The sequence below is a fragment of the Bradyrhizobium sp. HKCCYLRH3059 genome, assembly GCF_051168035.1.
Classification (GTDB): domain Bacteria; phylum Pseudomonadota; class Alphaproteobacteria; order Rhizobiales; family Xanthobacteraceae; genus Bradyrhizobium.
The window spans coordinates 408055-434551 of record NZ_JBNPUF010000005.1 but is presented as its reverse complement, the minus strand read 5'-3'; the positions used below and the strand labels follow the sequence as shown (position 1 = coordinate 434551).

The window sequence follows — 26497 nt, the reverse complement described above, 5'->3', positions numbered from 1 at the left end:
CTGTCCAGCGGCGACGGGAAGGCCAGCGCTGCTTTCCCGTCGCTGAACGAAAGTGCCCGGCTTGTTACTTCCCCATGCTTCCCGCCTGGTTCGTGCCCGGGCCGACATTGCCCTGGCTCGACGAGGTGGAATCGCGGCCGGACTTCATGTTGCTGCCGGTGGTCTGCGACGAGGTGGTCGACGTCGCGGCGTTGTGCTTCTTGTGGTGCTTCGCTTGCGCGGCGAGCGGGACGGCGGCGAGGGTGGCGGCGACGAGGGTGGCAATGGCAAGCTGGGTCTTCTTCATGGATCCGATCTCCATCCGGTTGAACTCCACGCCGCCCAACCCGGCTGCGACATCACAGTTCCTGCCGGGGGATCAAGCGTTGTTGTTCGATTCCGACGGCGCGCGTGAAGGTGCGATGCAGCAGCGTCAGGCCGGCGCTTGCATGGGCACGGCGCCAGGCTGCGACACAGGCTTGGGAAACGGCCGGAAGGTCATCATCATCATGACAGCGCCGAGGCCCATCACCCACGAGCCGACATAGAGCCAAGTGTAGCTCGCAAAGCTGTCGTAGATCAGGCCGCCGGCCAGCGGGCCGGTCGCCATGCCGAGGCTGCCGGCCATCGCCGTGCCGCCGATCACCGTGCCCATGATGCCTTGCGGAAAATTGTCACGCGCGATCGCGGCGTAGAGCGGCATGGTGCCGGCATAGAGGAAGCCGAAGGTGGCCGCAACCGCATAGAACGCGGCGAGGTCGCGCACGACCACGTAGGAGAGCGCGCCGAACGCCTGCGCGAGCAGGCCGAGAACGAGCACGCGCTTGGCGCCGAAGCGGTCGCCGAGCAGGCCGAAGGCGATGCGGCCGCCGAGCCCGGCGAGCCCCTCGATGCTGTAGATCGTCACCGCCGCCATCAGCGGGATGCCGCAGGTGACGGCGTAGCTCACGGTGTGGATGATGGGGCCGGAATGCGTGGCGCAGCAGAAGAAGTTGGTGGCGAGCAGGATCAGGAACTGCGGCGAGCGCAGCGCTGCCGATCGCGTCATCTCGGCCGGCCCGGCGGCGGGACCCGACGCGACGGCGTCGCCGGGCGCGGACGATGGCGGACGGCCCACGAGCAGCGACGTGGGAATCATGATGGCGGCCACGATCGCGGCGATGCACTGCATCGCGGTCCGCCAGTCGTAGCTGGAGACGAGCCAGGCCGCGAGCGGCGACATCGTCATCGGCGCCACGCCCATGCCGGCCGAGACCAGCGACACCGCGAGGCTGCGATGGGTGTCGAACCAGCCGGTGACGGTCGCCATGACCGGCGGGAAGATCGCCGCCGTCGCGATGCCTGCGATCAGGCCGAACAGCAGTTGGAACGCCAACAGCGAGGATGTCAGGCTTGCCAGCAGCAGGCTGACGGCGAGCAGGATCGATCCGATCAGCAGCACGGGACGCGGGCCGATGCGGTCGGACAGCGTGCCCCAGCCCATGCTGGTGACGGCCATCGCCAGGAAGCCGATCGTCATCGCGGTGGAGATCCCCGCGACCGACCATCCGGTCTCGGCGGCCATCGGCTTGAGGAACACCGGCAGCGAGAACAGGCCGCCGACGGCGACGCAGCCGAGCACGCCCCCGGCCGCCACGATCACCCAGCGATAGTACGATGTGCTCATCCGCCGTCTCCTTCCCGATTGTTCGGTTGGAAGACGATCGGGACAAGGCCGAGACGACACGCGGCGATCGGATTTTTCGCGGGCTGTGGAGCCGGCGCCTCACACCGGCGTCATGCCGTGCTGGCGCTTGGTCTCGGCGGTCTCCTCCGAGACCAGATATTCGATGAAGGCCCGCGCCGCCTCGGTATGCGCGCCGGCCTTGCACAACGCCGCCGCGAACACGGTGCCGGGCTGCAGCGACGCGGGCAGCAGGCCGACGATATCGATGCCGGGCGCGCCGAGCATCTCGCTGAGCTGCTGGAAGCCGACGTCGACCTCGCCATCGGCGAGCAGCCTGGCGACGGGAATGCCGGGCTTGGCCTGGACCAGGCGCGAAGTGCCCTCGCTCTCCAGGCCCCAGTCGCGGGCGAGCTTCTGCACATACGTGCCGCTCGGGCCGGTGGAGATGCCGATCGCCCTGGCGTTCTCTATCACCCTGCGCACGGCGGCCTCGTCGAGCGGATCGGGCTTGGGGCTGCCGGCGCGCACCGCCATCGCCATCGGCGATTCCGCGATTTCGATGATGCTGCCGGGAACGAGATGGCCGTCGCTTTCAAGCTTCTGCAGCGCATCGGAGGCGAGCACGGCGAAGTCGAACGCTTCGCCGGCGCGGATGCGCTTGGCGGCATCGACGCCGCCGACGGATTCGATCGTGATCACCTCGCCGGTCGCCTCCTCATAGGCGGCGGCGAGCTCAGCGAGGATCTGCCTCGTCGCCATCGAGGAAATGCCGGCGGCGGTCACGCTCATGATCTGCTCCGTTCAACGATGTCGATGACGACGCCGCAAAGGCGGACGCGCACGTCTCGGATATGGCAAGCGCGGCGGCGGAGCAAGATGGTCGTCACTTCGGCACGTTGCGCTCCAGGTCCTCCAGCCACGCGGTGGCGTTGCCGTCGGACGGGGCGCGCCAGTCGCCGCGCGGCGACAGGGCGCCGCCGGCCACCACCTTCGGGCCGTTCGGCATCGCCGAACGCTTGAACTGGCTGAAAGCGAAGAAGCGCTTGAGGAACACCTCCAGCCACTTCCTGATCTCGGGAAGTGTATAGGCGTGGCGCTTGTCGGCAGGGAAATGCGGCGGCCAGGCGCCGTCGCCGACATTCTTCCAGGCGTGATGCGCCATGAAGGCGATCTTCGACGGGCGCATGCCGTAGCGCAGCGTGTAGAACAAATTGAAGTCCTGCAGCTCATAGGGGCCGATCGTGGCCTGGGTGCTCTGCGGCGTCTCGCCCTCCTTCACCGGGACCAGCTCCGGCGAAATCTCGGCCGACAGCACTGCCTCGAGCGTGCGGTCGACATCGGCCGAGAACTGATGCGAGGCGATGACCCAGCGGATGAGATGCTGGATCAGGGTCTTCGGCACGCCGGCATTGACGTTGTAGTGCGCCATCTGATCGCCGACGCCATAGGTGCACCAGCCCAGCGCCAGCTCGGAGAGATCGCCGGTGCCGAGCACGAGGCCGCCGCGGTCGTTGGCGAGGCGGAACAGATAGTCGGTGCGCAGCCCGGCCTGCACGTTCTCGAAGGTGACGTCGTAGACCTGTTCGCCGCGGCCGAAGGGATGGCCGATGTCCTTCAGCATCTGCGTCGCCGCGGGGCGGATGTCGAGTTCGGCGGCGCTGACTTGAAGCGACGACATCAGCGCATGCGCGTAGGACTTGCTCTGCGCGCCCGTGGCGAAGCCGGGCATCGTATAGGCCAGGATGTTGGTGCGGGGAAGGCCGAGCAGGTCGATCGCCTTCGCCGCGACGATCAGCGCATGCGTGGAATCGAGCCCGCCGGAGACGCCCATCACGATGCGCTTGGTGCCGGTGGCGCGCAGCCGCTGCGTCAGGCCGGCGACCTGGATGTTGTAGGCCTCGTAGCAGTCCTGATCGAGCCGCGCGGCATCGCTCGGCACGAACGGAAAGCGCTCGATGCTGCGCATGAAGCCGATGTCGCCCTCGGCCGGCTGCAGCTCGAAGCCGATGCGGCGCCAGTGCATGCCGGCGCCTTGCGCGCGCGCATTGTCGTCGAACGTGCCCATCAGCGCCCGCTCCTGGCGCAGCAGATCGAGATCGACGTCGGCGAAGATGGTCTGTCCGGTCTGGCGGAAGCGCTCGCTCTCGGCGAGCAGCACGCCATTCTCGAAGATCGAGGTCTGGCCGTCCCAGGCAAGATCCGTGGTGGATTCGCCGACGCCCGCCGCCGCATAGACATAGGCCGCGAGGCAGCGCGCCGAGGTCGAGCGGCACAACAGTGAGCGGGACTCGGCACGGCCGACCGTGATCGGGCTGCCCGAGAGATTGGCGAGCACGGTGGCGCCGGCGAGCGCGAGCTCGGACGCCGGCGTCACCGGGATCCACATGTCCTCGCAGATCTCGACGCCGATGACGAGGCCGGCGACATCCGCGGCGGCGAACAGAAGGTCGGTGCCGAACGGCGCCATGGTCTCGGCGACCTCGATCATCTCGCCGCGGATGCCGGCGCCGGAGGCGAAGTGGCGGCCTTCGTAGAATTCGCGATAGGTCGGCAGGTAGCTCTTGGGAATAACGCCGAGCACCTCGCCGCGGTGGATCACGACGGCGCAATTATAGACACGATGCGCAAAGCGCAGCGGCGCACCGACGATCAGGACGGGCATCAGGTCGTGCGAGGCTTCGACGAGGGTGAGCAGCCCGCGCTGGACGGCGTCGAGCAGCGGGTCCTGCTTGACGAGGTCCTCGATCGCGTAGCCGGACAGACAGAGCTCCGGAAACACCGCGACCGCCGCGCCCTGGTCATGGCAGGCGCGCGCCGCGGCCAGGATCGCCGCCGCATTGGCGGTCGGGTTGGCGACGCTCGAGGCGGTGACGCAGGCAGCGACGCGGGCAAAGCCGTGGCGGTAGATCGAATGGAAATTCATCGTGGCAGTCCATCTCCTGTCGCCTGATCATACGACATGGACCATGACGGGAGCCATAACAAGCGCGGCAGGTCAGCACCGCCCCGTCCGCAGGGTGACTCCGCGCGCGTCATTTGAATTGCGCGGGCCACCCGGTGCCGGGTAACTCGAAGGCTCGCTCCTTCGCGCAAGTCCAGGTGAACGGCATCCATGAACCTCTTCATCATCGGCTTCGGCTACACCGCCCAGCGCTTCGTCGAGCTGCACCGTGGCGCGTTCGCCCGCATCGGCGGCACGGTCCGCAGCGCCGACAAGCGCGCGCGACTGGCGCATGATGACATCGACCTGTTCGACGGCACGGCCCCCGCGGCCGCGACGCTGGCGAAGGCGGCGCAGGCCGACGTCGTGCTGATCTCGGTGCCGCCTGGAGGAGGCGGCGACCCGGCGCTGGCCGCATTCGGCGACGCCATCACGGCGGGGCGCGCGCGGCACGTGGTCTACCTCTCGACCGTCGGCGTCTATGGCGACCATCAGGGCGGCTGGATCGATGAGGACACGCCGCTGGCGCCCGAGCACGACCGGGTGCAGGCCCGGGTCCGCGTCGAGCAGGACTGGCGCGCGCGGATCGGTGACCGGCTCGCGGTGCTCCGGCTCGGCGGCATCTACGGGCCGGGCCGCAACGCGCTGGTCGAGCTGCGGGCCGGGCGGGCGCGGCGCATCGTCAAGCCGGGACAGGTGTTCAACCGTATCCATGTCGATGACGCGGCCAGCGCGATCATGGGCGCGATCCAGCGCGGGTCAGGCGGCGCCTGGAACATCGTCGACGACGAGCCTGCGCCGCCGCAGGACGTCATCGCCTATGCCGCTGCGTTGATGGGCATCGCCCCGCCGCCGGAACTTCCGTTCGACCGCGCCGAGCTGTCGCCGATGGCGCGCAGCTTCTATGCCAGCAACCGGCGCATCCGGAATATCCGCGCCAGGCAGGAGCTCGGCGTCGGCTTCGCCTACCCGACCTATCGCGCCGGGCTCGAGGCGCTATGGGCCGCCGGCGAAGGGCGCTGACGCGAGATTTCCGCCGCCGGGCGGGAAACCTTTCACGCCACTGACGATTGCAGCGAACAGAGATTGTCATGCGGGTTTGACGCGGCTGCACGTCGCGCAGCCCTCACGGATCAAAGGATGTTCGACATGCAAGGCGATCAACCCATCAGCTGGCTGATGTTCTTCACGCTCGCGGCCGCGATCATCATCGCCGCCGGCGCGTTCCTGGCCTTCCTGCGGTCGCGGCACAACCGAGAGATCGCGGCGGTGGCGCTCGAGGGAGACGGCCGGGGCCGCGGCGTGGCCCCGTCAGGCGCCCTGCCCGAGCTCGGCGGCCTGTTCGTGCTCGCGCTGGTGGTCGCCGGCCTGCTGGTTGCCGGCTATCAGAGCGGCGGCGCGACGCGCTTCGCCGGCGGCGACAAGCCGACGCCAGTGCCGTCAGCGCCGACCAACACCGACCGCGGCACCACGGTCGGCGCCGGCGCCGCGATCACCCCGCCGGAAGCCCCGACCATGACCCAGCCGGCACGGCCCGGCCCGGACCTGCGTACCGCGCCCGCATCGTCGCCGACGGGAGCCGGCCCCGAGAGCGGCGGGCATCCGGAGGCCAATCCCCCGGCGAGGTGAAAAAGCGCCTCTCGAAAGCAAGAAGGCCGCGCAATGCGCGGCCTTCTTGATGTTCACTCCAAGTTTGATGTTCACGCCGGGAGGATCCCCCCCCCCCGATCAGATCGCGGCTGCGACCTTGTCGAGGCCGATGGTGCGCGCAAGCCGCCGCACTTCGTCCTTCTGATCCTCGCGCAACTGCCATAGCAGCGGCATCGCGGCTGACTTCAGCTGTTGCACCTCATCCGAATCCGGATCGAGCGCCACCGCGCCCGGCTTCGCCGCGCCCTGGCGTCCGGCGTGGATCTTGCGGGCGACGGCGCGCAGCGCCGTCTCGACCGCCGGCCAATAATATTCCTGGCTCGACGAGAGCCGCAGCCGCTCCTTGATGCCTGCGATCTGGCCGTCCGACAGCAACGAATAGGCCTTCTGCACCTCCGGCTTCAGCGGCGCCGGGGCCGGCTCGCTCCTGGCGAGAATCTTGGACTTCGGCACCATCGGCTCGGCAGCGACGACCGCGGCAGCCGACGCCTTTGCCATCTCCGGCTCGGACGGCGCATAGGCATAGGCCTGACGCAGCGTCGCCTTCGACGGGGCACTCGGCTGCTGCACCTCGGGGGTCGCAAGTGTGACCATCGCCAGGCGGTCGCCCTTGGCTTCACGATTGGAGAGCGGGCTCTTCGCCACCACCGGCGGCATCATCGCACCGGCCGAAGGCACGCTGTCCTGCATCAGGACGCTCGTCACGGCCGCGCCTGCAATCAGCACGCCCAGCAAAGCGACAAAAGCGATCGACTTCGTCACGCAATTCTCCGTATCCCGGCGGAAAGCCGCACTTTGCCGAAAAGTGGGAGTTAATTAAGGCTTTACGATGCCACAGAAACACAGAGGCCACCATTCTGCCCTGTGAACATGACGGACATTTTTTTTCACGCCGCCGAAGACAGCTCGGCCGGCATCAGCAGATCGTACGCGGCCTGGATGTCGGCAACGATGTCGGAGGCTTCCCAAAGCGCGGCCGGTTCCACCGAATGCAAGCTGATGGTCCAGTTCCCGCCGCGGGCGGTGCGGGGAACGCTCATGATGTCGAACTGGACGTTGCGGCATAGCGGATGCCGCTGCAGAGCATGCCCGACGCGGATCCGGATCTCCTCGAGCGTCACCCGCTCTTTGTCCTGCCGTAGCCCGATGCCCATCGCACGATTCCGCCAAGTTCAAGCTCCGCGGATTGTGGGACCCGATGGTTAATGGTGCCTTAAGGACACACATCACGTTTTCTCATGGCCGGAGGCCACCCGCGCCGCCGTACTCATCAGCCGTGCGCGCCACCAGCACGGCGACCGACGGGATGTCGGTGACCCCCGAGGTCGCGTGCCCGGCGCTCCAGATGTCGCGCCAGCGTTTCGGCCGCGCCTCGCGCGCAGCGATGTCGATGTCACTGCCGATCTCGATCGCGCCGCGCGCCGGCAAGGCTTCGGGATCGAGCCCGGCCGCGACGATCGACGGCCGGAGCATGCTGGTCGGCAGGCCGGTGAAGGCCGAGGTGAGCAGCACGTCGTCGGCCGAGCTCGCGACCAGCATCGACTTGTACCGGTCATCGGCAAGGCTTTCGCGCGTGGCGATGAACTTCGTGCCCATGTAGGCGAGATCGCAGCCGAGCACCTCGGCCGCCCGCAACGCCACGCCGTCGCTGATGCCGCCGGCGAGCACGATCGGCCCGGCGAAGAACGCCCTGATCGCGCGCACGAAGGCGAATGGATTGAGCCAGCCGGTCTGGCCGCCCGCCCCGGCCGTGAGCAGCACCAGGCCATCTGCGCCGGCCTCGACCGCGCGCTCTGCATGACGGATCGAGGCGACGTCAGCGAACACCAGCGCGCCCGCATCATGCAAGGGCGCAACAACCTTTGCCGGCGAGCCGACCGAGGTAATCACGATCTCCGGGCGGCGCCGCAACAGCACCGCGAGATCGTCCTGCAGCCGCGCGTTGGAGTGATGCACGATCAGATTCGGGCAGACCGGCGCGGCCGCCGCCCCGCTCGCATCGCTGCTGCGCGCAAGCCGATCGGCAATCTGGAGCAGCCAGGCGTCGAGCTCGTCGGGGGTTCGACAATTGACCGTCGGGAACGCGCCGATCACGCCGTTGGTGCAGGCCGTGCTCACCAGCTCGATTCCCGACACCAGGAACATCGGCGCTGCGATCAGCGGCAGGCGCAGCCGCGCCCGCAGCCCGTCCCATCGAGTGTCCTGCACGGCGCGTCCCTCCCCGATCCTTGTTGGGCTCAGGGATAACGGCGCCGCCGCGTGCGATCAATCGTCGCCGAAGAAGCTGAAGCGCGGCCCCTCCATGCCGACCGGCTGCGCCGCATAGGCACGCGGCGTCGTATCCTCACGCACGGCCTGCTCGACCGCGCGCAGATCCTGCTCGCGGCGCTGGCGCCGGCGCTCGACATATTGCCGGTGCCGCTCGGTGCGGCGCTGCTCCGCGACGCGCTTGCGCTCCGCCCCGCGCGCCTTGAGATCCGCGTCCTCGGCCTTCGCTGCGGCCTTGTCCTGTCCCTTCTCCTGAACGTCCTCGGCGGTACCGGCCTGCGTGCTGGCCGGCGCCGAAGAGGCGGCGGGCACAGCCGTCGCGTCCGGCACGGCAGCCTGCGGCGAGGGCGAGGGATTGGGCGATACCGGCGTCGCCGGCCCCGTCTCCGCTGCTGCGGGCGCCACCTTGATCGGCGTGGTCGCGGCCGCCTGCGTTGCCGCAAGATACGAGGTGGTCGTCGGACTTGGCGACGGCGTCTCCGGCACGGAACGCGCGAGCTTGGCCTGCTCGAACACCTGCGAACTCGGATGCATGCCCTCCGCGATCATGAGCCCGCCGCCGAGACCGGCCGCGACGGCGATGGCGACCGTTCCGGCTCCCGCAAAAAAAGCTGTCGAGGTGCGCATGGCCTTGCTCCGCTATTGTTCGGCCGGGCAACGCGGCGCGCGCAGCGATGTTCCGAGGACGACAAGCGCGCCTTGAGCGCGATGGGCTTTCTGATAGCGTCGGCAACAAGCCCCGCGACGCCATAACGATCGCGGCATCTCGGGAGGATCGTCCATGAGCCCACAGCTTCATTCGTTTCCGGTCGTCTGCGAGCAGACCCTGCTCACGCTGTCGCGTCATCCGTCGCGCACCGCCTTCAGCTGGCCGGACGGATCGCTGACCTATCAGGGCGCGATCGACCTGATCGGCCGCATGCAGTCCGTGTTCATGCGGCTCGGCCTGCCGCCGGGAACACGCGTCGCGTTCCTCAGCGCGAACCGCGCCGATGCCTGGTGCGCCGGCACGGCGGCGCAGCTGTCGCGGCTCGCCATCACCTGGCTGCATCCGCTGGGCTCGCTCGACGATCAGCTGTTCCAGCTCGCCGATTCCGAATCGCAGGTGCTGGTGATCGATGCCGCCGCGTTCCACGACCGCGGCGGCGAACTGGCCGCGCGCTCGGGCGGCCTGCGCCACGTGTTGACGCTGGGCGCAGCCGGCTATGGCGTCGACCTCCTCGCCGCGATCGAGCAGTCAGGCCACGCCAGCGCGCGCAACTTCGCCACGCCCGAGGACATCGCGACCTTGAACTACACCGGCGGCACCACCGGAAAGTCGAAGGGCGCGCTGCGCCATCACCGGGAATATGGCGGCTTCGCCACCGCGATCCTCGCCGATTTCGAGATCCCGGAGCGCGCCCGCTATCTGACGGTCGCCCCGATCAGCCATGTCGCCGGCACCAAGGTGCTGCCGACCCTGATGCGGGGCGGCACCGTGCACATGCTGAAGGGATTTGATCCTGAGGCCGTGCTCGCGACCATCGCGCGCGAGCGCATCAACTTCACGCTGTTCGTGCCGACGATGATCTACGTGCTGCTCGATCATCCCGCGTTAGCTAAGACAGATCTCTCCTCGCTCGAGCTCGTGCTGTACGGCGCCTCGGCGATGTCGCCGACGCGGCTGGTCGAAGGCATCGAGCGCATCGGCCCGGTGTTCTCGCAGCTCTATGGCCAGACCGAATGCTATCCCGTCTCGGTGCTGCGGAAGGCCGATCATGATCCGAAGCAGCCGGAGCTTTTCCTGTCCTGCGGCTTCCCGATCGCGGCCTGCGAGGTCAAGATTCTCGATGACCATGATCAGGAGGTCGCGCTGGGCGAGGCCGGCGAGATCTGCGTGCGCGCACCGCATGTGATGGCGGAGTATTGGCAGCGGCCGGACATCACCGCCGAGACCTTGAAGAACGGCTGGCTGCACACCGGCGACATCGCCCGCCGCGACGAGCGCGGCTACATGTACATCCTCGACCGCAAGAAGGACATGATCGTCTCCGGCGGCTTCAACATCTTCCCGCGCGAGATCGAGGACGTGCTGACGCAGCACGCCGACGTGGCGATGTGCGCGGTGGTGGGCGTGCCCGACGACAAATGGGGCGAGGCGGTCACCGCGATCGTGGTGCCGCGCGCCGGCGCGCAGATCGACGCTGCCGAGCTGATCGAGCTCGTGAAGGCGCGCAAGGGCTCGGCCCATGCGCCCAAGAGCATCTCGTTCGTCAAGGAGCTGCCGATGACCGGCGTCGGCAAGGTCGACAAGAAGGTGCTGCGCGCACGGTTCTGGGAGGGCCGCGGGCGGATGGTGGGGTAGCGGCATCATCAGCTCCCTCGATCGCCACCGTCATTGCTCTTGCGCCGAAGCAATCCAGGGCCGCGGATGAGGCCCTGGATTGCTTCGCTCCGCTCGCAACGACGGCAATCCAGACTCGCGGCTTTGCAATGCCGATGGAAGCTCTCGCCCGTAGCCGCCGCGCTCCGCTGTCGTCCCGGGCAAGCGAAGCGCGACCCGGGATCCATAACCACAGGGCAGCGTCGTAAGCGCTGACGTAGCGACCCGCGTGCCTCGACCATCGTCTTATGATCATGGGTCCCGGCGTTCGCCGGGACGACAGCCTTTGTGTGGCGCGATACTCGCCACGCGATCCGCTGTATCCAAACAACACTGAATGCGCTGCCCCCATTGCAGACATGACATTGCTGCCTCGCGGCGCATCTGCGTCCGAGTCTTGCTGGTGTCGTTCCCCTCCAACTCACGGAGGGTGCAGGGAAGGCCAGGCCTCGACCGAGGCCTGCGGTCCGCGTGCAGCAAAAAAGCACGCGGCAGAACCACAGGTTCGGCCGGATAGACCCGGCCTTCCCTGCGCGATGGCTTTACGATTTATACGCAGTCTCCTCGGTGACCGGCTTGTTTGCCACCGTGGCGACAACGCGTTTCACGCGTTGCGCGGACCTCAGCTTCGGGAGGCCAGGACCCTGCGACTTCACCGTCCGCGACGTGGCGTACGTCGGCATGCCCAAAGCATGCTGCGCCCCATCGCGGCCACCGCATCCCACCCCAACGCATCGTGACGTTCGCGAAGCGCCCCTCGTCAGTGAAGCGGGATGCGGAGAAGAGACCATGGATTTCTGAAAATGCAAAGTCGAATATTTTTCGCTCCGCATCTGGACAGCCCAAATCAGCTTGATCGCGCGAGCGAATTTCGTCTTTGCGCGCGCCGCTGCGGACGCCCGACCTGCGCCGGAAAGTATCGATGGGGAAGCAAGCCTGCTCGTCGGCCAAATCAACCTCGCTGCGGCACAACAAATCCCAGGCGACGCGCGACAGAGGGCCCAACGAAAAGCCGGTCTGCACTCCGACCCGCTGTCGTGCCGAACAAGCGAAGCCGGACGATGTGCAGGCATCGTCGCGTTCGCGCGACCCAGGACCGAGACCCCAGGACGTGGCGAGCCCGGATGCATCAATGCGCGTGCCTCGAATATGGCCCTGGGTTATGGGGTCCCGGCGTTCGCCGGGACGACATTGATTTTGTCGGACGAGCGTCCAGACACGACAACCATCTCACAACGCCGCGAACGCAGCGCGCGACGGTTCGAGCGGCAACCAGTCCGGGATGCGGCGCTTGGCGAGCCAATACGGCCGCCACAGCATTCGCCATGTGGTGAGATCCACAGGGGCCTGGCGCCATTTCATTCGACCGGTCTCGATCTGCGACAGATCGTGCAGGTGCAGCCAGCGCCGCGCGATCCACCAGAGCTCGCGGGCGACGTCAGCATTCCCCCGTCCCTTGAGCTGGACGATGCCCAACAACGGATCAGGAAAACGGACGGCGACCTCCAGCGTCGCGACGCGTTCGCCCAGGTGCCGGACGCTCCACAGCCGAGAGCGATTGTGGGCGATGTCGGAGCCATAGGTGCGGACACAATTGCGCATAGTCATCGCTTCGTCGACCAGATCCGGGATGTCATCCAGCGGCCGAAACTCATAGTCCCCGACGCGACCGGGATGGAGCCACATGTCGCGGATTGGCCGTTGACCGAGATTGAGATGCAGCGAGACTTTCCCTCGCCAAGCGAGGGCAGCCGTCATTGCGGCATCGAGCTTCATGGCTGGCGTCCACGGCCTTTCGACGAGCTCGCGGCCGAAGCCGGCGGGCTGCCCCGAGAACCAGATCCACAGACCGAGCAGATGCATGCGGTCGCGCTTCAGCACCAGCCGCGCCCGCAGATACTCACGGGCGATCCACACCGCGGCCGGCTCATGCGCCAGCGCCGCCATCTCCGCCACGAGCTGCAGCCAGGTCGGCATCAGCTTCGGCGAGCGCGGCAAATGGTTGCCGATCTGCCGCCGGAACAGCTCGCCGTCCGGCAATGGTGGGATCGGACGGACGAATGCCTCCGGTGGCAGCTTGCGCAGCCAGAGCGGCAGACCGGCCGCGGCCGCCGCCTCGGCCAGCGGACGCCCCGCGATCACGCACGCGATCGCCCGCTCCGGATCGACATCCGGGCGCGGCACTGCCAGCGCGAACAGCAGCGCCGGAAAGCTCAACGCGAGGTCGGCGAGATTAGGATGTCGCATCGCGCATGCGCGCACGCGGGATTGCAGACGAGACGAATAGCGCCGCAGCCGGCGTTCGCGCAGGTCGGAACGCTCCGGCTCCCGGCTGGGAGTCAGCAAGAGATTTGATGTCATGACACGACGGTTCAAGCGCAGGCCACGAGGGCCGCGGGCTTTTCGATGAGATGCGAAAGGGTCAAATCATGGCCGGGACAATCATCCCGGTCGGCCGCGTCAATGATCGCGCAGCGAGCCCGGGAAGCGCGTGAGTCTGAACATCGTCGCCTCCTGCGTTGAAGTTGGGATGCGCTGAACTAGCGTGTTTCTCGGCAGAGCGCAACCATGGCCGCCGCCTCCTCCCACCTCGATGCACACGGGTCATCCTTGCGAAAGGTTGTCGGCGACCGGCACACCGCCGGCGCGAGCCCCCGAAACGACGAGGCGATCCAGGCCTTCCAGACAGATGATTCGACTTGGCCCTGGATTGCTTCGCTGCGCTCGCGACGACGTGGTGAGTGAGCAGCGACCTGGATCGTTGATACTGACTGCGCGGAGCGATGCACCAGCCCTACCGCTTCCCCTTCGTCATGTTCAGCGCCACCGCGGCGCGGATCAGCGCCATGAACGCAGTCTCATCGATCACGTCGCCTTCATGAAGGTCGATCGCCCGGCGGGTATTGCCGTCGAGGCTGGCGTTGAACAGGCCGGAAGGGTCCGGCAGCGATGCACCCTTGGCGAAGGTCAGCTTCACCGCGGCCTTGTAGGTCTCGCCGGTGCAGACGATGCCGGCATGCGACCATACGGGAACGCCACGCCACTTCCACTCTTCGACGATATCGGGATCGGCCCGTTTGATGAGATCGCGGACGTAGCTGAGCATGACGCCGCGCCAATCCCCGAGCTCCTTGATCCGGGCGTCGATCAGCTCCGACGGAGACTGGTTCCCCTCGCCGACGCTCGTAGCCTTCGTTGGTTTCGCCATGACGCTTATTCCCATCCACCTGCTTGTCGTTTCACCTGCGTGTAGTCCGCGTCGTAGTTATACGACCATCTTGGCCTGCTCAAGTTTATAGCAATATTGATAACTCCACGGCCAAGCGGCACAGTGCACCAACGAGGTGTCGTCCAACATCACCGAGGTGCAGCACGACGCCAGCGAAACCGGCTCGGCCTCGTCCCAGGTGCTGTCGGCGGCGCAGTCGCTGTCACAGGACAGCAACCGGCTGAAGCTGGAGGTGGGACGATTCTTGAACACGGTGCGGGCGGCTCAAGAGCGAAATCGTTCGTCGTTGAACTCGTTCACTCGCGACAACGGCAGTTTGTTCCCTCTCCCGCTTGCGGGGGAGGGCTAGGGAGGGGGCCGCTCCAGCGGCGGTGTGCGTGGCGCCCCCTCTCCACTCTCCCCCGCAAGCGGGGGAGAGGGCACAGCGGAGCTTGGCGCGGGGTTGATCGGTTCACCGGAAACGAAGCAGGCAACTGCCGATCACCGGCCCAACTTAATAACACCTCGCCGCAGCACGCCGTTGGAAACGAGGCAGCGCCGGTGCGGTGATCAGTTCGCCAACTCGCCGTGAACGCAATCCGGACGGCTGACCGCCCCCTCACCGCTTTTCGATCACCAGGCTCTGCACCACCCGGCCGAAATAGCCCCTGACATCGCCCAGCCGCGCCATCGCCAGACCCGCGCCGTCCGGGCCGATCCAGCTTTCGGCGTCGAGCAGGATCCAGTCGCCGACCGGCTCGCGGGCCATGTTCACGGTGAGGTCGGCATTGAGGAACGTATAGCTGTGGAAGTCGAGCGCGGCGGAGGTGCCGTTGCAGAAGTCGCTCGCGACCACGGCGCGCATCGCCTGCGACACGGCGTGGCCTTCGACCAGCGGCCAGTCGACGCGGTACCAGATCGCGCCGGGACCCTTGACGCCGAACCGGCCGCGCGCGGCGCGCAGCGTCATGCCACGCACGAACGGGCTGGTCGAGAAATCAGCCGGCTCCGGCAGCGCATCGTCAGGGCCGACCAGATCGACCGGCAGCTCGCGGACATCGTCCGGCAGCGGCACCGCGTCCTGCCTGATCTTGAGCACCGTCGCCGTGACGACCACCGTGTCGCCGGCGCGCAAGCGCACGGCGCAGAGCTGGATCTTGCGCCCCTCGCGCAGCACCTCGGTCTCGATGAGGAGCTCTGCGAGCGGCACCGGGCGCATCAGGTCGATGGTGACGCGGGCGATGCGCATCGGCGACTTCGTCGGAATGCGCTCGGCCGCCCAGACGGCCAGCGCCGATGGCGCAGACCCATGTTGCATGGTCGGATCCCAGGGTCCCGCAGCATCGGAGCCGACGGCGACCCGATTGTCCGCGATGCGGAAGATCGGCCGCATCAGCGCGCGCCTCGCCACGTCTCAGCCGGCGCTGGCAAAGGCGCGGTCGGCGCCATTGGGCAGTTCGATGTCGACCTCGAGCGTCGAGACATGCTTTCCCCGGTCCATGCGAACGATGACCTTGTCCGGATCAAGTACCACATGGCGCGAAACCACGGCGAGGATTTCCTCGCGCAGCTGCATCAGGAGATCGGGCTGTCCACGCAGACTGCGCTCGTGCGCGAGCAGGATCTGCAGCCGTTCCCGCGCGACGGGCGCGGAGGCTGCACGCCCCGTAAAGAGCCGCAGCACACTCATGCAGCCCTCCGTCCCAAGAGCAGGTTCATCAGGCCCTTGCGCTCGGTCGGGATCTGCATCTCGACCTCCTCGCCGAGCAGCCGGCGCATCGCATCGTGATAGGCGCGTGCGGGGGCGCTCGCCGGGCTGTTGAGCGTCACCGGGCAGCCGACATTGGAGGCGCGCAACACGTCCTGGCTCTCCGGCACGATGCCGAGCAACGGCGTCGCCAGGATTTCCAGCACGTCATCGATCGACAGCATCTCGCCGCGCGCGGCGCGGCCGGCATCGTACCGGGTGATGAGAATGTGCTTCTCGACGCGCTCGCCGTTCTCGGCGCGCACGGTCTTGGAGTCGAGCATGCCGATGATGCGGTCGGAATCGCGCACCGACGACACTTCCGGATTGGTGACGATGAGAGCCTCGTCGGCATAGCGCATCGCCAGCATGGCGCCGCGCTCGATGCCGGCCGGGCTGTCGCAGATCACCCAGTCGAAGGTCTTGCGCAGCTCAGCGATGACGCGGCCGACGCCGTCCTCGGTCAGCGCGTCCTTGTCCTTGGTCTGCGACGCCGGCAGCAGCCAGAGATTCTCCAGCCGCTTGTCGCGGATCAGAGCCTGCGGCAGCTTGGCGACGCCATGGACCACGTTGATGAGATCGAACACCACGCGGCGTTCCGCGCCCATCACCAGATCGAGGTTGCGCAGGCCGACGTCGAAATCGACGACGACGACCTTCTCGCCGGCCTGCGCCAGCGCCGCGCCCATCGCCGCCGTCGTGGTGGTCTTGCCGACGCCACCCTTGCCCGACGTCACTACGAGTACTTTCGACATGTCACGGATCCTCCTGCTACTCAGTTCAATGCAACGATCTTCATGGAATGACCTTCGAGCCGCGCCTGCACGGCCCGGCCGCGCAACGCGGCGTCGATCTGCTCGGCGGTCTGGTAGTAGCCGTCGATCGCGACCAGCTCGGCCTCGATCTTCTGGCAATAGATGCGCGCCGCCGCGTTGCCGTTGATGCCGGCCATCGCGCGGCCGCGCAGCGCGCCGTAGACGTGGATCGAGCCGCCGGCGACGATCTCGGCGCCCGACGACACCGCGCCGAGCACGGTGACGTCGCCGTCGGGAAACACGATCGACTGGCCCGAGCGTACGGGCTGGTCGAGCAGCAGCGAGGTCGGCTGCTGCAGCGACGGCTTCTCCGGCTCGATCTCCTGCACGGCGCAGTGACGGCCGCCCGACAACAAGGGAGGCATGCCGAGCGACAGCCGCCCCTGCTCGACGCCTTCGAGTCCGAGCACGCGGATGTTGCGCGACTCGATGCTCTTGATGAGATGGGTGATGGCGAGCGGGCTCAGATCCAGCGCTGAGAGATCGAGCACGATCGGCTTGCCGACGAAGAAGCCGGGCGAGCCCGCGAGCGTTGCGTCGAGCTCAGCCAGCCAATCGGCAATCGGCACAACCGGCGAAAACACGAAGGCGACGTAGGAGCGCCCGCGCAGACGAATAACAGGACGCACCGTTTCAGCGCTGGCACTCATGACCATCCGACCCAACCCTTCTTAGTGATTGGTTAACTGTCGGCGCCAGATGGTTAACGGATGGTTAAATCGACGCTAAGCCGCTCAAAAATCGACAGCGGCCTGCCCGACATAGTTCGATGATGATCGAATCAAGGCGCAATCTTGGCATCAATGAGACGCAATTCATGAGCATCTGCGTCAAGACCTGTCACGCCTCATTTTAATCACATCATGATGATAACTTTAACGTACATATAATTCGGAACCGACGACTTTAAGAGGTTCCGATCGATTGACACTCGTCAGGGGGCGGGGCATGGGATCGATAGAGGCGCCCAAGGCACGGCAAACGTGCCACGGCGCCTTGCAGGAAGGGACCGCTGGCGTGCGATCGCTGATCGACGCGAAACGTCTGATTCTGCAAGTGATTCCGTATACTCTGAAGTGGCAGACCAGCTCCCGCTCTTCGTTTGAAACTAGCTCTCATACGACCGTGGCAGAAGCGTATCAGTTTACCGGAATCGAGCGTCAGAGGAGTAGCGTATGAGTTCGTTGAGTGAACAGAATCCGATGAACCCGCAGGACCCGCTGCACTATGCGCCGCGGTGGCTGCGCGAACGTCCGGAAGCCGCGCGTCTATCTCTCGTCGGTGACAATGCCAAGGCAGCGGAGGCGGCCGAGCGTCCCGCTTCGGGACAGCAAGGACCGCTCGATGCTCGCCTGGAGACCGCCGTGTTCGAATCCCTTCGCCAGTCGCTGAATCCGCAAGTCATGCGCGAGCCGCCGGATCTGGAGCGCGAGCGCGACCGCCGGTCGGTCGTGTTCAAGGTGGCCGGCCGCTTCGCCGCCGCAACCGGCGTCGCCGCCGTCGTCGCGCTGTTCTTCGTCAACATCGTGCCGGTGTGGCGCCAGCCCGACGCCAGCTCGTCCTTCGTCGCCGCCGTGCAGTCGATGAAGACGCTGCCGCCGGTCGCCGCCGACGTCCAGGACGCCAAGGCGGACCAGACCAGCGCGCTGCCCGAGCGGGTCGAGCCGCAGGCTCCGGCGCTGTCGCAGTTCAAATCGCTGCTCGCGGACGCTCCGGCGCCGACGGCAGAGACCGACACTCCAGAAAAGCCCATGCTGCAGCAGTTCATGCAGTGGAACCAGAAGACGGGTCAGATGGAGCGGGTTCGCTAACCCTCTGCACGACTGATCCGACTTCCAACACATCACAGGCGACGATGATCGACGTCCTACCGCAGAAAGCGGCAGCACGCCGTCCGCTGGCTCACGCCCGCATGGCAGCCATCCTGCTCGCGTCCCTCGTGGCCGGCGAGGCCGCTGCTGCGCCCGGCGAGAGTGTGAGCGTGGCGCGCCAGCTCGGCAGCCGCGTCGGCCCGATCATTGGCGCCGCGCTCGCGTGCCGCGACATCGCCCGGCCGCGCATCCAGGCCATCATCGAGAAATTCCAGCTCGTCATCCGCGAGGCCGCCGCCAGCGAGGCCGACCGTGACGAGCTGACGCGCCTGCTGGACCGCTATGTCGCCGAAGGTCGCAGCCTCGTCACGTCAGGCCGGCTGGATTGCGGCGGCGCCAATCGGCAGCTTGCCGATCTCGAACAATCCATCGCAGCGCCGCCTCCGGCGCGCGCGAACCTGTCTGCCGTGAGCATCGGACCTGCGACGGCGCAGGCCGCGACTGTACCGGCGCAACTGCTGCCGCCGGCCGGCAACGTGCGCGGGGTGACGCAGAGCGAGATCAAGCTCGGCATGGTCATTCCCTACAGCGGACCGGTGAAGGAGAGCGGGCGACTGCTCAAGATCGGCGTCGAGACGGCGTTCAATCGCGCCAACGAGGCCGGCGGCGTCAACGGCCGCATGCTGAAGCTCGTCACCGCCGATGACGGCTACGATCCCGCGCGCACGCTGGATGCGATGAAGCTGCTCTACGAGAAGGAGCAGGTGTTCGGCTATATCAGCAATTTCGGCTCGGCCACCGCCGCGGTCGCCATCCCCTACGCGCTCGAGCGCCGCACGCTGTTCTTCGCGCCCTATACCGGCGCCAACGTCGTGCGCCACGATCCGCCCGACCGCTACGTCTTCAACTACCGGCCGAGCTATGCCGAGGAGACCGACGCGCTGGTCCATTATCTCGTGAAGATGCGAAGGCTGCATCCGCGCCAGATCGTCGTGTTCGCGCAGAACGATGCCTTCGGCGACGCCGGCTTCGCCGGGGTGGCCAGGGCGTTCCGCACGCTCGGCGTCAGCGACAATTCGATCGTGCGGGTCAACTATCCGCGCAACACGGTCGAGGTCGACGACGCCATCAATCAGCTGAAGCTGCTGAAGACCCCGGTCAAGGCGGTGGTGATGCTGGCGACGACGCGCGCCGCAGCCAAGTTCATCGAGAAGGCCCAGGGCGTATTTCCGGGCGTCATCTTCGCCAACATCTCGGCGGTTGCCGGCTCGGCGCTCGCCAGCGAGCTGATGCTGCTCGGACCGCGCTACGCCGAGGGCGTGATCGTCAGCCAGACCGTGCCCGGCGTCTCCGGCTATTCGAGCCTGGTGCTCGAATACAAGACCGCACTTGCGAGATATGCCCCGGGCGAGCCGGCCGACTACACCTCGCTCGAGGGCTACATCGCCGCGAGCATCCTGATCGAGGGACTGAAGCGCGCCGGTCCGAACTTCGATACCGAGCAACTGGTCGAAACGCTCGAGAACATGCGCAACATCGATCTCGGCCTCGGCACGCAGCTCGGCTTCGGTCGCGCCGAACACCAGGCTTCGCACAAGATCTGGGGCACGGCACTGGACGACAGCGGCACCTACCAACCCGTCGAACTTGAATAGGATACCGTTAGAGGCGCGACGGCCTCAACTACCAGGACAAAAGAGCGACAGAGAAACCCGACATTAATTCGAAATGCCACGAATAGTAGAACGAAGAGGGTTTGAAACAAGCTGAGCAGGTGGAAGGTTCGATGGCCGTGCGTTGGTCCGCGTTGATCATCGGGAGTGTTTTCGTAGCTCCCTTCAGCCCCGCTTTGGCGGCGGCTCCCGACGTCGTCAGGGAGCTTGGCGGCCGTGTCGGACCGATCGTGGGACAGGCGTCCGCCTGCCCGGACATCGCGCAGGGCCGCGTCCAGAGCATCGTCGACAAATTCCGCGAAGCCATCCGCCAGGCGACGAGCAATGACGGCGAGCGCGATCAGCTGACCCGCAGCTTCAATGGCTACATCGCCGAGGGCCGTAGTCGTACGGGCGCCTCGCAGGCGACCTGCGCCGCCGCGGAGCGGCAACTGACGGAGCTCGAACGCTCGCTCGACCAGCCGGCTGCGGCGACGGCCCCGATCACACCGGTCAAGGCCGAAACGACGACTGGCGCCGTCACCGCGAGCCCCGTGCGCGGCATCACCGACCGCGAGATCCGCTTCGGCATGGTCCTGCCGTTCTCCGGCATCCGCAAGGAGACCGGGCGTCAGATGCGCCAGGGCATCGAGGCCGCGTTCGCCCGCACCAACGACGCCGGCGGCGTCAACGGGCGCATGCTCCGTCTCGTGGCGGCGGACGACGGCTACGATCCGGGCCGCACGCTGGCGGCGATGACGCAGCTCTACGACAGGGAGCAGGTGTTCGGCTTCATCGGCAACGTCGGCACCGCCAACTCGCAGGTGGCGATCCCCTATGCGCTGGAGCGGCGCACGCTGTTCTTTGCACCGAACACCGGCGCAGCAGTGGTGCGACGCGATCCGCCGGATCGCTACGTCTTCAACTACCGGGCGAGTTACGCCGAGGAGACGGCCGCGCTGGTGCGCTACCTGATCAACATGAAGCGCGTCTCGCCCAGGCAGATCGCCGTGTTCACCCAGCAGGACCCATTCGGCGACGACGGTTTCGCCGGTGTCGCGAAGGCCTACCGGCAGTTGAACATCGGCGATGCCGTAACGCGCATCAACTATCCGCGCGCGACGATGGACGTGGAAGAGGCGGTCAATCAGGTCAAGGCGCACAAGCCGGGACTCAAGGCGGTCATCATGGTAGCGACCGATCGCGCCGCCGCGAAGTTCATCGAGAAGACGCGCGACGCGGTACCGGGCCTGATCTACGCCAACGTGTCCGCCGTCGGCTCGACCTCGCTCGCGACCGAGCTCAAGCTGCTCGGCCCGCGCTTCACCAACGGCGTCATCGTGACGCAGGGCGTGCCGGCGGTTTCGGGCTATTCGAGCCTCGTGCTCGACTACAAGAACGCCCTGGCCAAATACGCGCCCGGCGAGGCGCCGGACTATACGTCTCTCGAAGGCTATATCGCGGCGACGATTTTGATCCAGGCGCTGAAGCAGACCAATCCGCTCGACACCGAGCGGCTGGTCGACACGCTCGAATCGATGCGCAGCCTCGATCTCGGCCTCGGCACGACGCTCGCATTTGGACGCGCGGAGCACCAGGCCTCACACAAGATCTGGGGCACCGCACTCGACGAAACCGGCACGTATCAGGCAATCGAACTTGAGTAGAATTAGCTTCTAAGGGGAAGAACTGGTGAAGACGTTTCGTTAGCAGGTCCTAAAGTATGATCGGAAAAAGGCGTGTCGGGTTACCGAAATGGTCATGCTCTTAGGAAAGGCTGGTCTGTGCATGGTGACGGTCTTATGTCTTCTCCGTCGCAGACACGGCGTCAATTCACCAGGCGGAAGACCTGGATGGGGTCCAAAGTGGGATAGTGGCAATGAACTTTCGTTGTAGCGTGTTCTTGGTTGCGGCATTGCTCGCAACGCCCGCCAGCGCGGCGGGCACCAATGCGGATGTGGTGCGTAATCTTGCGAGCCGGGTCGGGCCGATCGTGGGAGCAGCATCCGCCTGTCAGGCGATCGACCAGGGCCGCGTTCAGGCCATTGTCGACAAGTTTCGCGAGGTGATCCGGGAGGCCTCCACCGGCGGCTCGGATCGTGACGAGCTCACCCGCGTCTTCAACGGCTACGTCGCCGATGGACGCAACCGTGTCGGGGCGGCTCAGACCGACTGCAACTCCGCGGGCCGCCAGCTCGCCGAGCTCGAGCGCTCGCTCGGGCAAAGCGCGCCGAGCCAGACCGCCACCAGCCTCGCCGGGGTGATCGCCCCGTCCGCGGCCGTGGCTGCGACGGCACCAACCGCGACGCTGCCGCCGGCGTCCACCTCCAACGTCCAGGGCGTCACCGCCAACGAGATCCGCTTCGGCATCGCCGCTCCGTTCTCGGGCGCTGCCAAGGAGCTCGGCCGGCAGATGAAGATGGGCATCGAGGCCGCCTTCAACCGCGCCAACGACGCCGGCGGCATCGCCGGGCGCTCGCTGCGGCTCTATTCGGCCGACGACGGCTACGAGCCGTCGCGGACGCTGGACGCGATGAAGCAGCTCTACGAGAAGGACAAGGTGTTCGGCTTCGTCGGCAATGTCGGTACCCCGACGTCTGCCGTGGCGATGCCCTACGCCCTGCAGCGCCGCGTGCTGTTCTACGGCGCGTTCACCGGCGCCAACCTCCTGCGCAACGATCCGCCGGATCGGTACGTGTTCAACTATCGCGCCAGCTACGCCGAAGAGACCGACACCGTCGTTCGCTATCTGGTCAAGCTGCGCCGCCTGCCGGCCAAGGACATCGCCGTGTTCGCGCAGCAGGACGCCTATGGTGATGCCGGCTTCTCCGGTGTGGCCAAGGCCTTCCGCTCGCTCGGCCTTGCCGACACGTCCATCTTGCGCCTCAACTACAAGCGCAACACGGTCGATGTGGACGACGCGGTCAACCAGCTGCGGGCGTTGAAGAACCCGCCCAAGGCGATCGTCATGGTCGCAACCTATCGCGCCGCCGCGAAGTTCATCGAGAAGACGCGCGATCTGTTCCCGCACATGATCTACACCAACGTCTCCTTCGTGGGCTCGACCGAGCTCTCGGACGAGCTGATGCTGCTCGGCCCGCGCTATGCCAGCGGCGTCATCGTCACCCAGGTGGTGCCGGCCGTCGGCGGCTATTCGAGCGCCGTGCTCGAATACAAGAGCGCGCTCGAGAAGTACTTCCCGGGCGAGGCACCGTCCTACGTGTCGTTCGAAGGCTACGTCTCGGCCAACGTGCTGGTCCAGGCGCTGCGCCGGGTCGGCCCGCAGCTCGACACCGAGGCGCTGATCGACACGCTGGAGAACATGCGTGACATCGATCTCGGTCTCGGCGCCAAGCTCGGCTTCGGCCGCGCCGAACACCAGGCCTCGCACAAGATCTGGGGCACGGCGCTCGACGAGCGCGGCAAGTTCCAGGCGATCGAGCTGGAATAGCCCGCCCGCTTGTTGCGACCTCAACAAAAAAGCGCGACAGCCCTGGCTGCCGCGCTTTTCTTTTGTCCGTCGCGGAGCCGCTTAGAGCGGCGGATCGATTGCCTCGTCATATTCCTTCTTGAAGCGCGCGATCAGCTCGGCGGCGGGCAGCACGTCCTTGATGGCGCCGATGCCCTGCCCTGAGCCCCAGATCTCCTTCCATGCCTTCGGCTTGGCGCGCTCGCCCGAGGCATCGGTGCCGAAGCTCATCTTCGACGGATCGGAGGTCGGGAGATTGTCCGGATCGAGGCCGGCGGCGACGATCGACGGCTTCAAATAGTTGCCGTGCACGCCGGTGAACAGGTTCGAATAGACGATGTCGTCGGCGCCCGAGCTGGTGATCATCTGCTTGTAGCCTTCGACCGCATTCGCCTCCTTGGTGGCGATGAAGGCCGAGCCGATATAGGCGAAGTCGGCGCCGAGCACGCGCGCGGCACGGATGGCGCGGCCGTTCCCGATCGCGCCCGACAGCGCGATCGGGCCATCGAACCAGCTCCGCGTCTCCGCCACGAAGGCAAACGGCGAGATCGTGCCGGCATGTCCACCGGCGCCCGCCGCGACCAGGATCAAGCCGTCGGCGCCCTTCTCGATCGCCTTGTGCGCGAAGGTCTGGTTGATGACGTCGTGGAAGACGATGCCGCCCCAGCCATGCGCCGCCCGGTTCAGCTCCTCGCGCGCGCCGAGCGAGGTGATCATCATCGGCACCTTGTACTTCTCGCACAGCGCGAGATCCTGCTCGAGCCGGTTGTTGGAACGGTGCACGATCTGGTTGACGGCGAACGGGGCCGACGGGCGTTCCGGATGCGCCCGGTCATAGGCGGCGAGCTCCTCCGTGATGCGCGCCAGCCATTCGTCGAGCAGCGCGGCCGGCCGCGCGTTGAGCGCCGGAAACGAACCGACCACGCCGGCCTTGCACTGCGCGATCACCAGGTCGGGCACGGAGATGATGAACAGCGGCGAGCCGATCACCGGGATCGTCAGGCGGCCCTTGAACAAGGCGGGCATGGACATGGATGGGAATTCCTCTTGCGTTGAAATGCGGAAACACTCGTGATCGCGAGCATGCCCGACATCATGCCGTGATGGCAATTCGCTCGCAGAGGGACCGGAAAAGCCGGACCAGGGTCTTGCGTTGAGACGCTGGCGTGCCGGCGTCATTGGCAGAGCGCCGAGGTCACGTAGGTGTCCGTCCGGCAATCGCCCGGCTTGCGCTCGCGACCGGGGATCAGCACCCGCGCCGAGCAGGTCTCCGCAGAATCGGTGTTGAGGCTCTTGCCTTCCTTGTAACCCTTGCCCTGGCACAACCGGTCGGCGCCGAGCTTGCAATCCGGCGTGCCGTTGGCGGCGATCGGGCAGACCGAGCGGCCGGAGATCATGCTCGAGGGCTGGGCGAGGCGCGACAAGGTCTCGCCGGTCTCCTTCAGCACGTCGGCGCCGCCCTTCGGCGCGACCGGGCCACCGGGCTGCACCGGTGTCGCAGCGGGCTGATCCGCGGCAGCGCCGGTGGGATCGCTGCCGGCCGCCGGCGGCTCGGCGCGGGCATCGCCCGAAGGCTTCAGCGGAATGATCGACATCTTCTCGAACAGCTTGCCGAGCTCCTCCACCAGACCCGGACTGGAAGGCGGCGCAGGCTGGACGGCACGCGCCTGCTGCGGTGGCTGTTGCGGCGCTTCTCGCAGCCCCAAGGAAGGCGTCGTTTGCGCCCATGCCGCGGCGGCGGAGAGAACCGAGACGACGGCGAGCAGCGCCGCGCCTGCCCCCAGCCCCGGGCGCAGCGGCCGCATCAGATCAGCTTCACGGCGATGACGAATCCGGCCACCAGCACGGCCGCGCCGATCGCCACCCACAGGCCGAGATGCTTCTCGATGCGCACCCTGATCCATTCGCCATAGCGGTTGAGCAATATCGCGGCGATGAAAAAGCGGCCGCCGCGCGCGATGATCGAGCAGACGACGAACAGAAAGAGATTGTAGCCGGCGAAGCCCGACGTGATCGTGACCAGCTTGTAGGGGATCGGCGTCAATCCCTTCACCAGGATGATGACGGCGCCCCACTCGGCGTAGGAGGCACGGAACGCCTCGACCTTGTCGCCGAGGCCGTAGAGCTGGATCAGCCAATGGCCGAGGGAGTCGTAGAGCAGCGCGCCGATGGCATAACCGACCAGGCCGCCCGCCACCGAGGCCGCGGTGCAGACGCCGGCGAACAGCCACGCCCGCTGCGGCTTCGCCAGCGACATCGGGATCAGCATCACATCCGGTGGCACCGGAAAGAACGAGCTTTCGGCGAAGGCAACCGCGGCCATGATCCACATGGCATGCGGCTTGTGGGCGGCGTCGATACACCAGTCGTAGATCCGTCTGAGCATGCTGGCGATGAAGCAAACCGGGCAGGATTTGTCCATGGCCCATATGTCGGCCCGAATCGGACCGCCACACTAGTGCCGCTTGCGGATGGTCCGGCTTTCGGCCGCGACGATCGGTCGCCCCGCCACCCGTCCGGGCGCGGCCTTGGCGACCTTGACCGGCGATTTCGGCAGCTTCTCGGCGATGCCGAGCATCAGCTCGCGCCGTTCCATCTCGCGCCAGACGTCCTCGGGCTGGACATCGAGCTCGGCCCACAGCACGGCCAGATTGTAGATCAGGTCGGCGCTTTCGCGCACCACGGCCTGGGCGTCGCCGCCGACGGCATCGATCGCAACCTCGATCGCCTCCTCGGCGAGCTTCTTGGCCATCTTGGCCGTGCCCTGCTGCATCAGCTTGGCCGTGCGCGATCGCGCGGGGTCGAGATCCCTGGCCGCCAGGACAGCGCGATAGAGCCGATCGATCGAATCAGTCATCTCGCCACAATAGTTAAATTCGATGGTACGCATATTAACGTTCGCGGCAGGCAAGAAAAAATCCGCCGGCAC

Annotated in this window: 25 protein-coding genes and 1 pseudogene; 8 read left to right on the top strand and 18 right to left on the bottom strand. The window is 66.7% G+C overall.

What is annotated here, in order from left to right; all coding sequences use genetic code 11:
• Nucleotides 1-64: 64 nt before the first annotated feature.
• From ACQR13_RS18520 to ACQR13_RS18505, 4 genes are all read right to left on the bottom strand, one after another.
• Nucleotides 65-286 carry a hypothetical protein gene (locus ACQR13_RS18520; protein ID WP_315716269.1) on the bottom strand — a complete coding sequence of 74 codons (222 nt, stop codon included), beginning with the start codon at nucleotides 284-286 and terminating at the stop codon, nucleotides 65-67.
• A gap of 126 nt (nucleotides 287-412) precedes the next feature.
• A complete protein-coding gene (locus tag ACQR13_RS18515) occupies nucleotides 413-1645 on the bottom strand; it encodes an MFS transporter (protein ID WP_315716270.1) in 1233 nt (410 codons plus the stop codon).
• A 99-nt stretch (nucleotides 1646-1744) separates the two neighbouring features.
• Complete coding sequence (locus tag ACQR13_RS18510) at nucleotides 1745-2434, bottom strand: substrate-binding domain-containing protein (protein WP_434863071.1); 690 nt, start codon at nucleotides 2432-2434, stop codon at nucleotides 1745-1747.
• A 94-nt stretch (nucleotides 2435-2528) separates the two neighbouring features.
• The gene (locus ACQR13_RS18505; protein ID WP_315751448.1) at nucleotides 2529-4568 is read right to left on the bottom strand and encodes an NAD(+) synthase; all 2040 of its coding nucleotides are present in this window, start codon (nucleotides 4566-4568) and stop codon (nucleotides 2529-2531) included.
• Nucleotides 4569-4757: 189 nt separating this feature from the next.
• Between ACQR13_RS18505 and ACQR13_RS18500 the strand changes: the two genes are divergently transcribed.
• Nucleotides 4758-5609 carry an NAD-dependent epimerase/dehydratase family protein gene (locus ACQR13_RS18500; RefSeq protein WP_315716273.1) on the top strand — a complete coding sequence of 284 codons (852 nt, stop codon included), beginning with the start codon at nucleotides 4758-4760 and terminating at the stop codon, nucleotides 5607-5609.
• A gap of 126 nt (nucleotides 5610-5735) precedes the next feature.
• The gene (locus tag ACQR13_RS18495) at nucleotides 5736-6215 is read left to right on the top strand and encodes a hypothetical protein (RefSeq protein WP_315716457.1); all 480 of its coding nucleotides are present in this window, start codon (nucleotides 5736-5738) and stop codon (nucleotides 6213-6215) included.
• A gap of 99 nt (nucleotides 6216-6314) precedes the next feature.
• Here the strand turns inward: ACQR13_RS18495 and ACQR13_RS18490 are convergent, their stop codons facing one another.
• The 4 genes from ACQR13_RS18490 to ACQR13_RS18475 all read right to left on the bottom strand — a co-directional run bounded on the left by ACQR13_RS18490 (nucleotide 6315) and on the right by ACQR13_RS18475 (nucleotide 9131).
• Complete coding sequence (locus ACQR13_RS18490) at nucleotides 6315-6941, bottom strand: hypothetical protein (RefSeq protein ID WP_315716458.1); 627 nt, start codon at nucleotides 6939-6941, stop codon at nucleotides 6315-6317.
• 182 nt (nucleotides 6942-7123) lie between these two features.
• On the bottom strand, nucleotides 7124-7390 hold the full coding sequence (locus ACQR13_RS18485) for a hypothetical protein (protein WP_315716274.1): 267 nt from the start codon (nucleotides 7388-7390) through the stop codon (nucleotides 7124-7126).
• 82 nt (nucleotides 7391-7472) lie between these two features.
• On the bottom strand, nucleotides 7473-8444 hold the full coding sequence (locus tag ACQR13_RS18480) for an NAD(P)H-dependent flavin oxidoreductase (RefSeq protein ID WP_315716275.1): 972 nt from the start codon (nucleotides 8442-8444) through the stop codon (nucleotides 7473-7475).
• Nucleotides 8445-8501: 57 nt separating this feature from the next.
• Nucleotides 8502-9131 (bottom strand): hypothetical protein, encoded by a 630-nt coding sequence (locus ACQR13_RS18475; RefSeq protein WP_315751442.1) that lies wholly within the window; start codon nucleotides 9129-9131, stop codon nucleotides 8502-8504.
• 154 nt (nucleotides 9132-9285) lie between these two features.
• Here ACQR13_RS18475 and ACQR13_RS18470 point away from each other — a divergent pair, with 154 nt between their 5' ends.
• On the top strand, nucleotides 9286-10848 hold the full coding sequence (locus ACQR13_RS18470; RefSeq protein WP_316185444.1) for an AMP-binding protein: 1563 nt from the start codon (nucleotides 9286-9288) through the stop codon (nucleotides 10846-10848).
• A 1248-nt stretch (nucleotides 10849-12096) separates the two neighbouring features.
• On the opposite strand, the gene ACQR13_RS18465 is transcribed toward ACQR13_RS18470, so the two are convergent.
• Together ACQR13_RS18465 and ACQR13_RS18460 are read right to left on the bottom strand one after the other, a co-directional pair.
• Entirely contained in the window at nucleotides 12097-13113 is a 1017-nt protein-coding gene (locus ACQR13_RS18465) for a hypothetical protein (RefSeq protein ID WP_434863070.1), read from the bottom strand.
• A gap of 547 nt (nucleotides 13114-13660) precedes the next feature.
• Entirely contained in the window at nucleotides 13661-14074 is a 414-nt protein-coding gene (locus tag ACQR13_RS18460; RefSeq protein ID WP_316185446.1) for a DUF1801 domain-containing protein, read from the bottom strand.
• A gap of 112 nt (nucleotides 14075-14186) precedes the next feature.
• Between ACQR13_RS18460 and ACQR13_RS18455 the strand changes: the two are divergent.
• Nucleotides 14187-14360, top strand: a pseudogene (locus ACQR13_RS18455) (methyl-accepting chemotaxis protein); the annotation flags it as partial.
• 333 nt (nucleotides 14361-14693) lie between these two features.
• Here ACQR13_RS18455 and ACQR13_RS18450 read toward each other — a convergent pair.
• Genes ACQR13_RS18450 through minC form a run of 4 tightly spaced genes read right to left on the bottom strand, consistent with a single transcriptional unit; the run spans nucleotide 14694 to nucleotide 17292 of the window.
• A complete protein-coding gene (locus ACQR13_RS18450) occupies nucleotides 14694-15467 on the bottom strand; it encodes a thioesterase family protein (protein ID WP_315826564.1) in 774 nt (257 codons plus the stop codon).
• A gap of 21 nt (nucleotides 15468-15488) precedes the next feature.
• Nucleotides 15489-15764: a cell division topological specificity factor MinE gene (minE, locus tag ACQR13_RS18445; RefSeq protein ID WP_315716282.1), complete on the bottom strand. Its 276-nt coding sequence runs from the start codon at nucleotides 15762-15764 to the stop codon at nucleotides 15489-15491.
• Complete coding sequence (minD, locus tag ACQR13_RS18440; protein ID WP_315716283.1) at nucleotides 15761-16576, bottom strand: septum site-determining protein MinD; 816 nt, start codon at nucleotides 16574-16576, stop codon at nucleotides 15761-15763. Before minD ends, minE begins: the two co-directional genes overlap by 4 nt.
• A 20-nt stretch (nucleotides 16577-16596) precedes the next feature.
• Entirely contained in the window at nucleotides 16597-17292 is a 696-nt protein-coding gene (minC, locus tag ACQR13_RS18435) for a septum site-determining protein MinC (protein WP_315716284.1), read from the bottom strand.
• A 519-nt stretch (nucleotides 17293-17811) separates the two neighbouring features.
• Here minC and ACQR13_RS18430 point away from each other — a divergent pair.
• The 4 genes from ACQR13_RS18430 to ACQR13_RS18415 all read left to right on the top strand — a co-directional run bounded on the left by ACQR13_RS18430 (nucleotide 17812) and on the right by ACQR13_RS18415 (nucleotide 23550).
• On the top strand, nucleotides 17812-18447 hold the full coding sequence (locus tag ACQR13_RS18430; protein ID WP_315716285.1) for a hypothetical protein: 636 nt from the start codon (nucleotides 17812-17814) through the stop codon (nucleotides 18445-18447).
• A gap of 44 nt (nucleotides 18448-18491) precedes the next feature.
• On the top strand, nucleotides 18492-20102 hold the full coding sequence (locus ACQR13_RS18425) for an ABC transporter substrate-binding protein (protein WP_434863069.1): 1611 nt from the start codon (nucleotides 18492-18494) through the stop codon (nucleotides 20100-20102).
• A gap of 131 nt (nucleotides 20103-20233) precedes the next feature.
• Nucleotides 20234-21766, top strand: coding sequence for an ABC transporter substrate-binding protein (locus ACQR13_RS18420; protein WP_434863068.1), 1533 nt, complete (start codon nucleotides 20234-20236; stop codon nucleotides 21764-21766).
• Nucleotides 21767-21978: 212 nt separating this feature from the next.
• Entirely contained in the window at nucleotides 21979-23550 is a 1572-nt protein-coding gene (locus tag ACQR13_RS18415) for an ABC transporter substrate-binding protein (protein WP_315716288.1), read from the top strand.
• A gap of 81 nt (nucleotides 23551-23631) precedes the next feature.
• On the opposite strand, the gene ACQR13_RS18410 is transcribed toward ACQR13_RS18415, so the two are convergent.
• The 4 genes from ACQR13_RS18410 to hisE form a co-directional block, all read right to left on the bottom strand.
• Nucleotides 23632-24600, bottom strand: a complete 969-nt coding sequence (locus tag ACQR13_RS18410; RefSeq protein ID WP_315716289.1) for an NAD(P)H-dependent flavin oxidoreductase — start codon at nucleotides 24598-24600, stop codon at nucleotides 23632-23634.
• A gap of 143 nt (nucleotides 24601-24743) precedes the next feature.
• Nucleotides 24744-25373 (bottom strand): hypothetical protein, encoded by a 630-nt coding sequence (locus tag ACQR13_RS18405; RefSeq protein WP_316170785.1) that lies wholly within the window; start codon nucleotides 25371-25373, stop codon nucleotides 24744-24746.
• Entirely contained in the window at nucleotides 25373-25954 is a 582-nt protein-coding gene (locus ACQR13_RS18400) for a YqaA family protein (protein ID WP_315716459.1), read from the bottom strand. Before ACQR13_RS18400 ends, ACQR13_RS18405 begins: the two co-directional genes overlap by 1 nt.
• A gap of 69 nt (nucleotides 25955-26023) precedes the next feature.
• Nucleotides 26024-26425 carry a phosphoribosyl-ATP diphosphatase gene (gene hisE, locus ACQR13_RS18395; protein WP_315716291.1) on the bottom strand — a complete coding sequence of 134 codons (402 nt, stop codon included), beginning with the start codon at nucleotides 26423-26425 and terminating at the stop codon, nucleotides 26024-26026.
• Nucleotides 26426-26497: the final 72 nt, after the last annotated feature.

What these genes read in the sequence shown, in the direction of transcription:
- ACQR13_RS18520 (WP_315716269.1), bottom strand. Translation starts at nt 286, where the DNA reads ATGAAGAAGACCCAGCTTGCCATTGCCACCCTCGTCGCCGCCACCCTC.
- ACQR13_RS18515 (WP_315716270.1), bottom strand. Translation starts at nt 1,645, where the DNA reads ATGAGCACATCGTACTATCGCTGGGTGATCGTGGCGGCCGGGGGCGTG.
- ACQR13_RS18510 (WP_434863071.1), bottom strand. Translation starts at nt 2,434, where the DNA reads ATGAGCGTGACCGCCGCCGGCATTTCCTCGATGGCGACGAGGCAGATC.
- ACQR13_RS18505 (WP_315751448.1), bottom strand. Translation starts at nt 4,568, where the DNA reads ATGAATTTCCATTCGATCTACCGCCACGGCTTTGCCCGCGTCGCTGCC.
- ACQR13_RS18500 (WP_315716273.1), top strand. Translation starts at nt 4,758, where the DNA reads ATGAACCTCTTCATCATCGGCTTCGGCTACACCGCCCAGCGCTTCGTC.
- ACQR13_RS18495 (WP_315716457.1), top strand. Translation starts at nt 5,736, where the DNA reads ATGCAAGGCGATCAACCCATCAGCTGGCTGATGTTCTTCACGCTCGCG.
- ACQR13_RS18485 (WP_315716274.1), bottom strand. Translation starts at nt 7,390, where the DNA reads ATGGGCATCGGGCTACGGCAGGACAAAGAGCGGGTGACGCTCGAGGAG.
- ACQR13_RS18475 (WP_315751442.1), bottom strand. Translation starts at nt 9,131, where the DNA reads ATGCGCACCTCGACAGCTTTTTTTGCGGGAGCCGGAACGGTCGCCATC.
- ACQR13_RS18470 (WP_316185444.1), top strand. Translation starts at nt 9,286, where the DNA reads ATGAGCCCACAGCTTCATTCGTTTCCGGTCGTCTGCGAGCAGACCCTG.
- ACQR13_RS18465 (WP_434863070.1), bottom strand. Translation starts at nt 13,113, where the DNA reads ATGCGACATCCTAATCTCGCCGACCTCGCGTTGAGCTTTCCGGCGCTG.
- ACQR13_RS18460 (WP_316185446.1), bottom strand. Translation starts at nt 14,074, where the DNA reads ATGGCGAAACCAACGAAGGCTACGAGCGTCGGCGAGGGGAACCAGTCT.
- ACQR13_RS18450 (WP_315826564.1), bottom strand. Translation starts at nt 15,467, where the DNA reads ATGCGGCCGATCTTCCGCATCGCGGACAATCGGGTCGCCGTCGGCTCC.
- minE (WP_315716282.1), bottom strand. Translation starts at nt 15,764, where the DNA reads ATGAGTGTGCTGCGGCTCTTTACGGGGCGTGCAGCCTCCGCGCCCGTC.
- minD (WP_315716283.1), bottom strand. Translation starts at nt 16,576, where the DNA reads ATGTCGAAAGTACTCGTAGTGACGTCGGGCAAGGGTGGCGTCGGCAAG.
- minC (WP_315716284.1), bottom strand. Translation starts at nt 17,292, where the DNA reads ATGGTCATGAGTGCCAGCGCTGAAACGGTGCGTCCTGTTATTCGTCTG.
- ACQR13_RS18430 (WP_315716285.1), top strand. Translation starts at nt 17,812, where the DNA reads ATGAGTTCGTTGAGTGAACAGAATCCGATGAACCCGCAGGACCCGCTG.
- ACQR13_RS18425 (WP_434863069.1), top strand. Translation starts at nt 18,492, where the DNA reads ATGATCGACGTCCTACCGCAGAAAGCGGCAGCACGCCGTCCGCTGGCT.
- ACQR13_RS18420 (WP_434863068.1), top strand. Translation starts at nt 20,234, where the DNA reads ATGGCCGTGCGTTGGTCCGCGTTGATCATCGGGAGTGTTTTCGTAGCT.
- ACQR13_RS18415 (WP_315716288.1), top strand. Translation starts at nt 21,979, where the DNA reads ATGAACTTTCGTTGTAGCGTGTTCTTGGTTGCGGCATTGCTCGCAACG.
- ACQR13_RS18410 (WP_315716289.1), bottom strand. Translation starts at nt 24,600, where the DNA reads ATGTCCATGCCCGCCTTGTTCAAGGGCCGCCTGACGATCCCGGTGATC.
- ACQR13_RS18405 (WP_316170785.1), bottom strand. Translation starts at nt 25,373, where the DNA reads ATGCGGCCGCTGCGCCCGGGGCTGGGGGCAGGCGCGGCGCTGCTCGCC.
- ACQR13_RS18400 (WP_315716459.1), bottom strand. Translation starts at nt 25,954, where the DNA reads ATGCTCAGACGGATCTACGACTGGTGTATCGACGCCGCCCACAAGCCG.
- hisE (WP_315716291.1), bottom strand. Translation starts at nt 26,425, where the DNA reads ATGACTGATTCGATCGATCGGCTCTATCGCGCTGTCCTGGCGGCCAGG.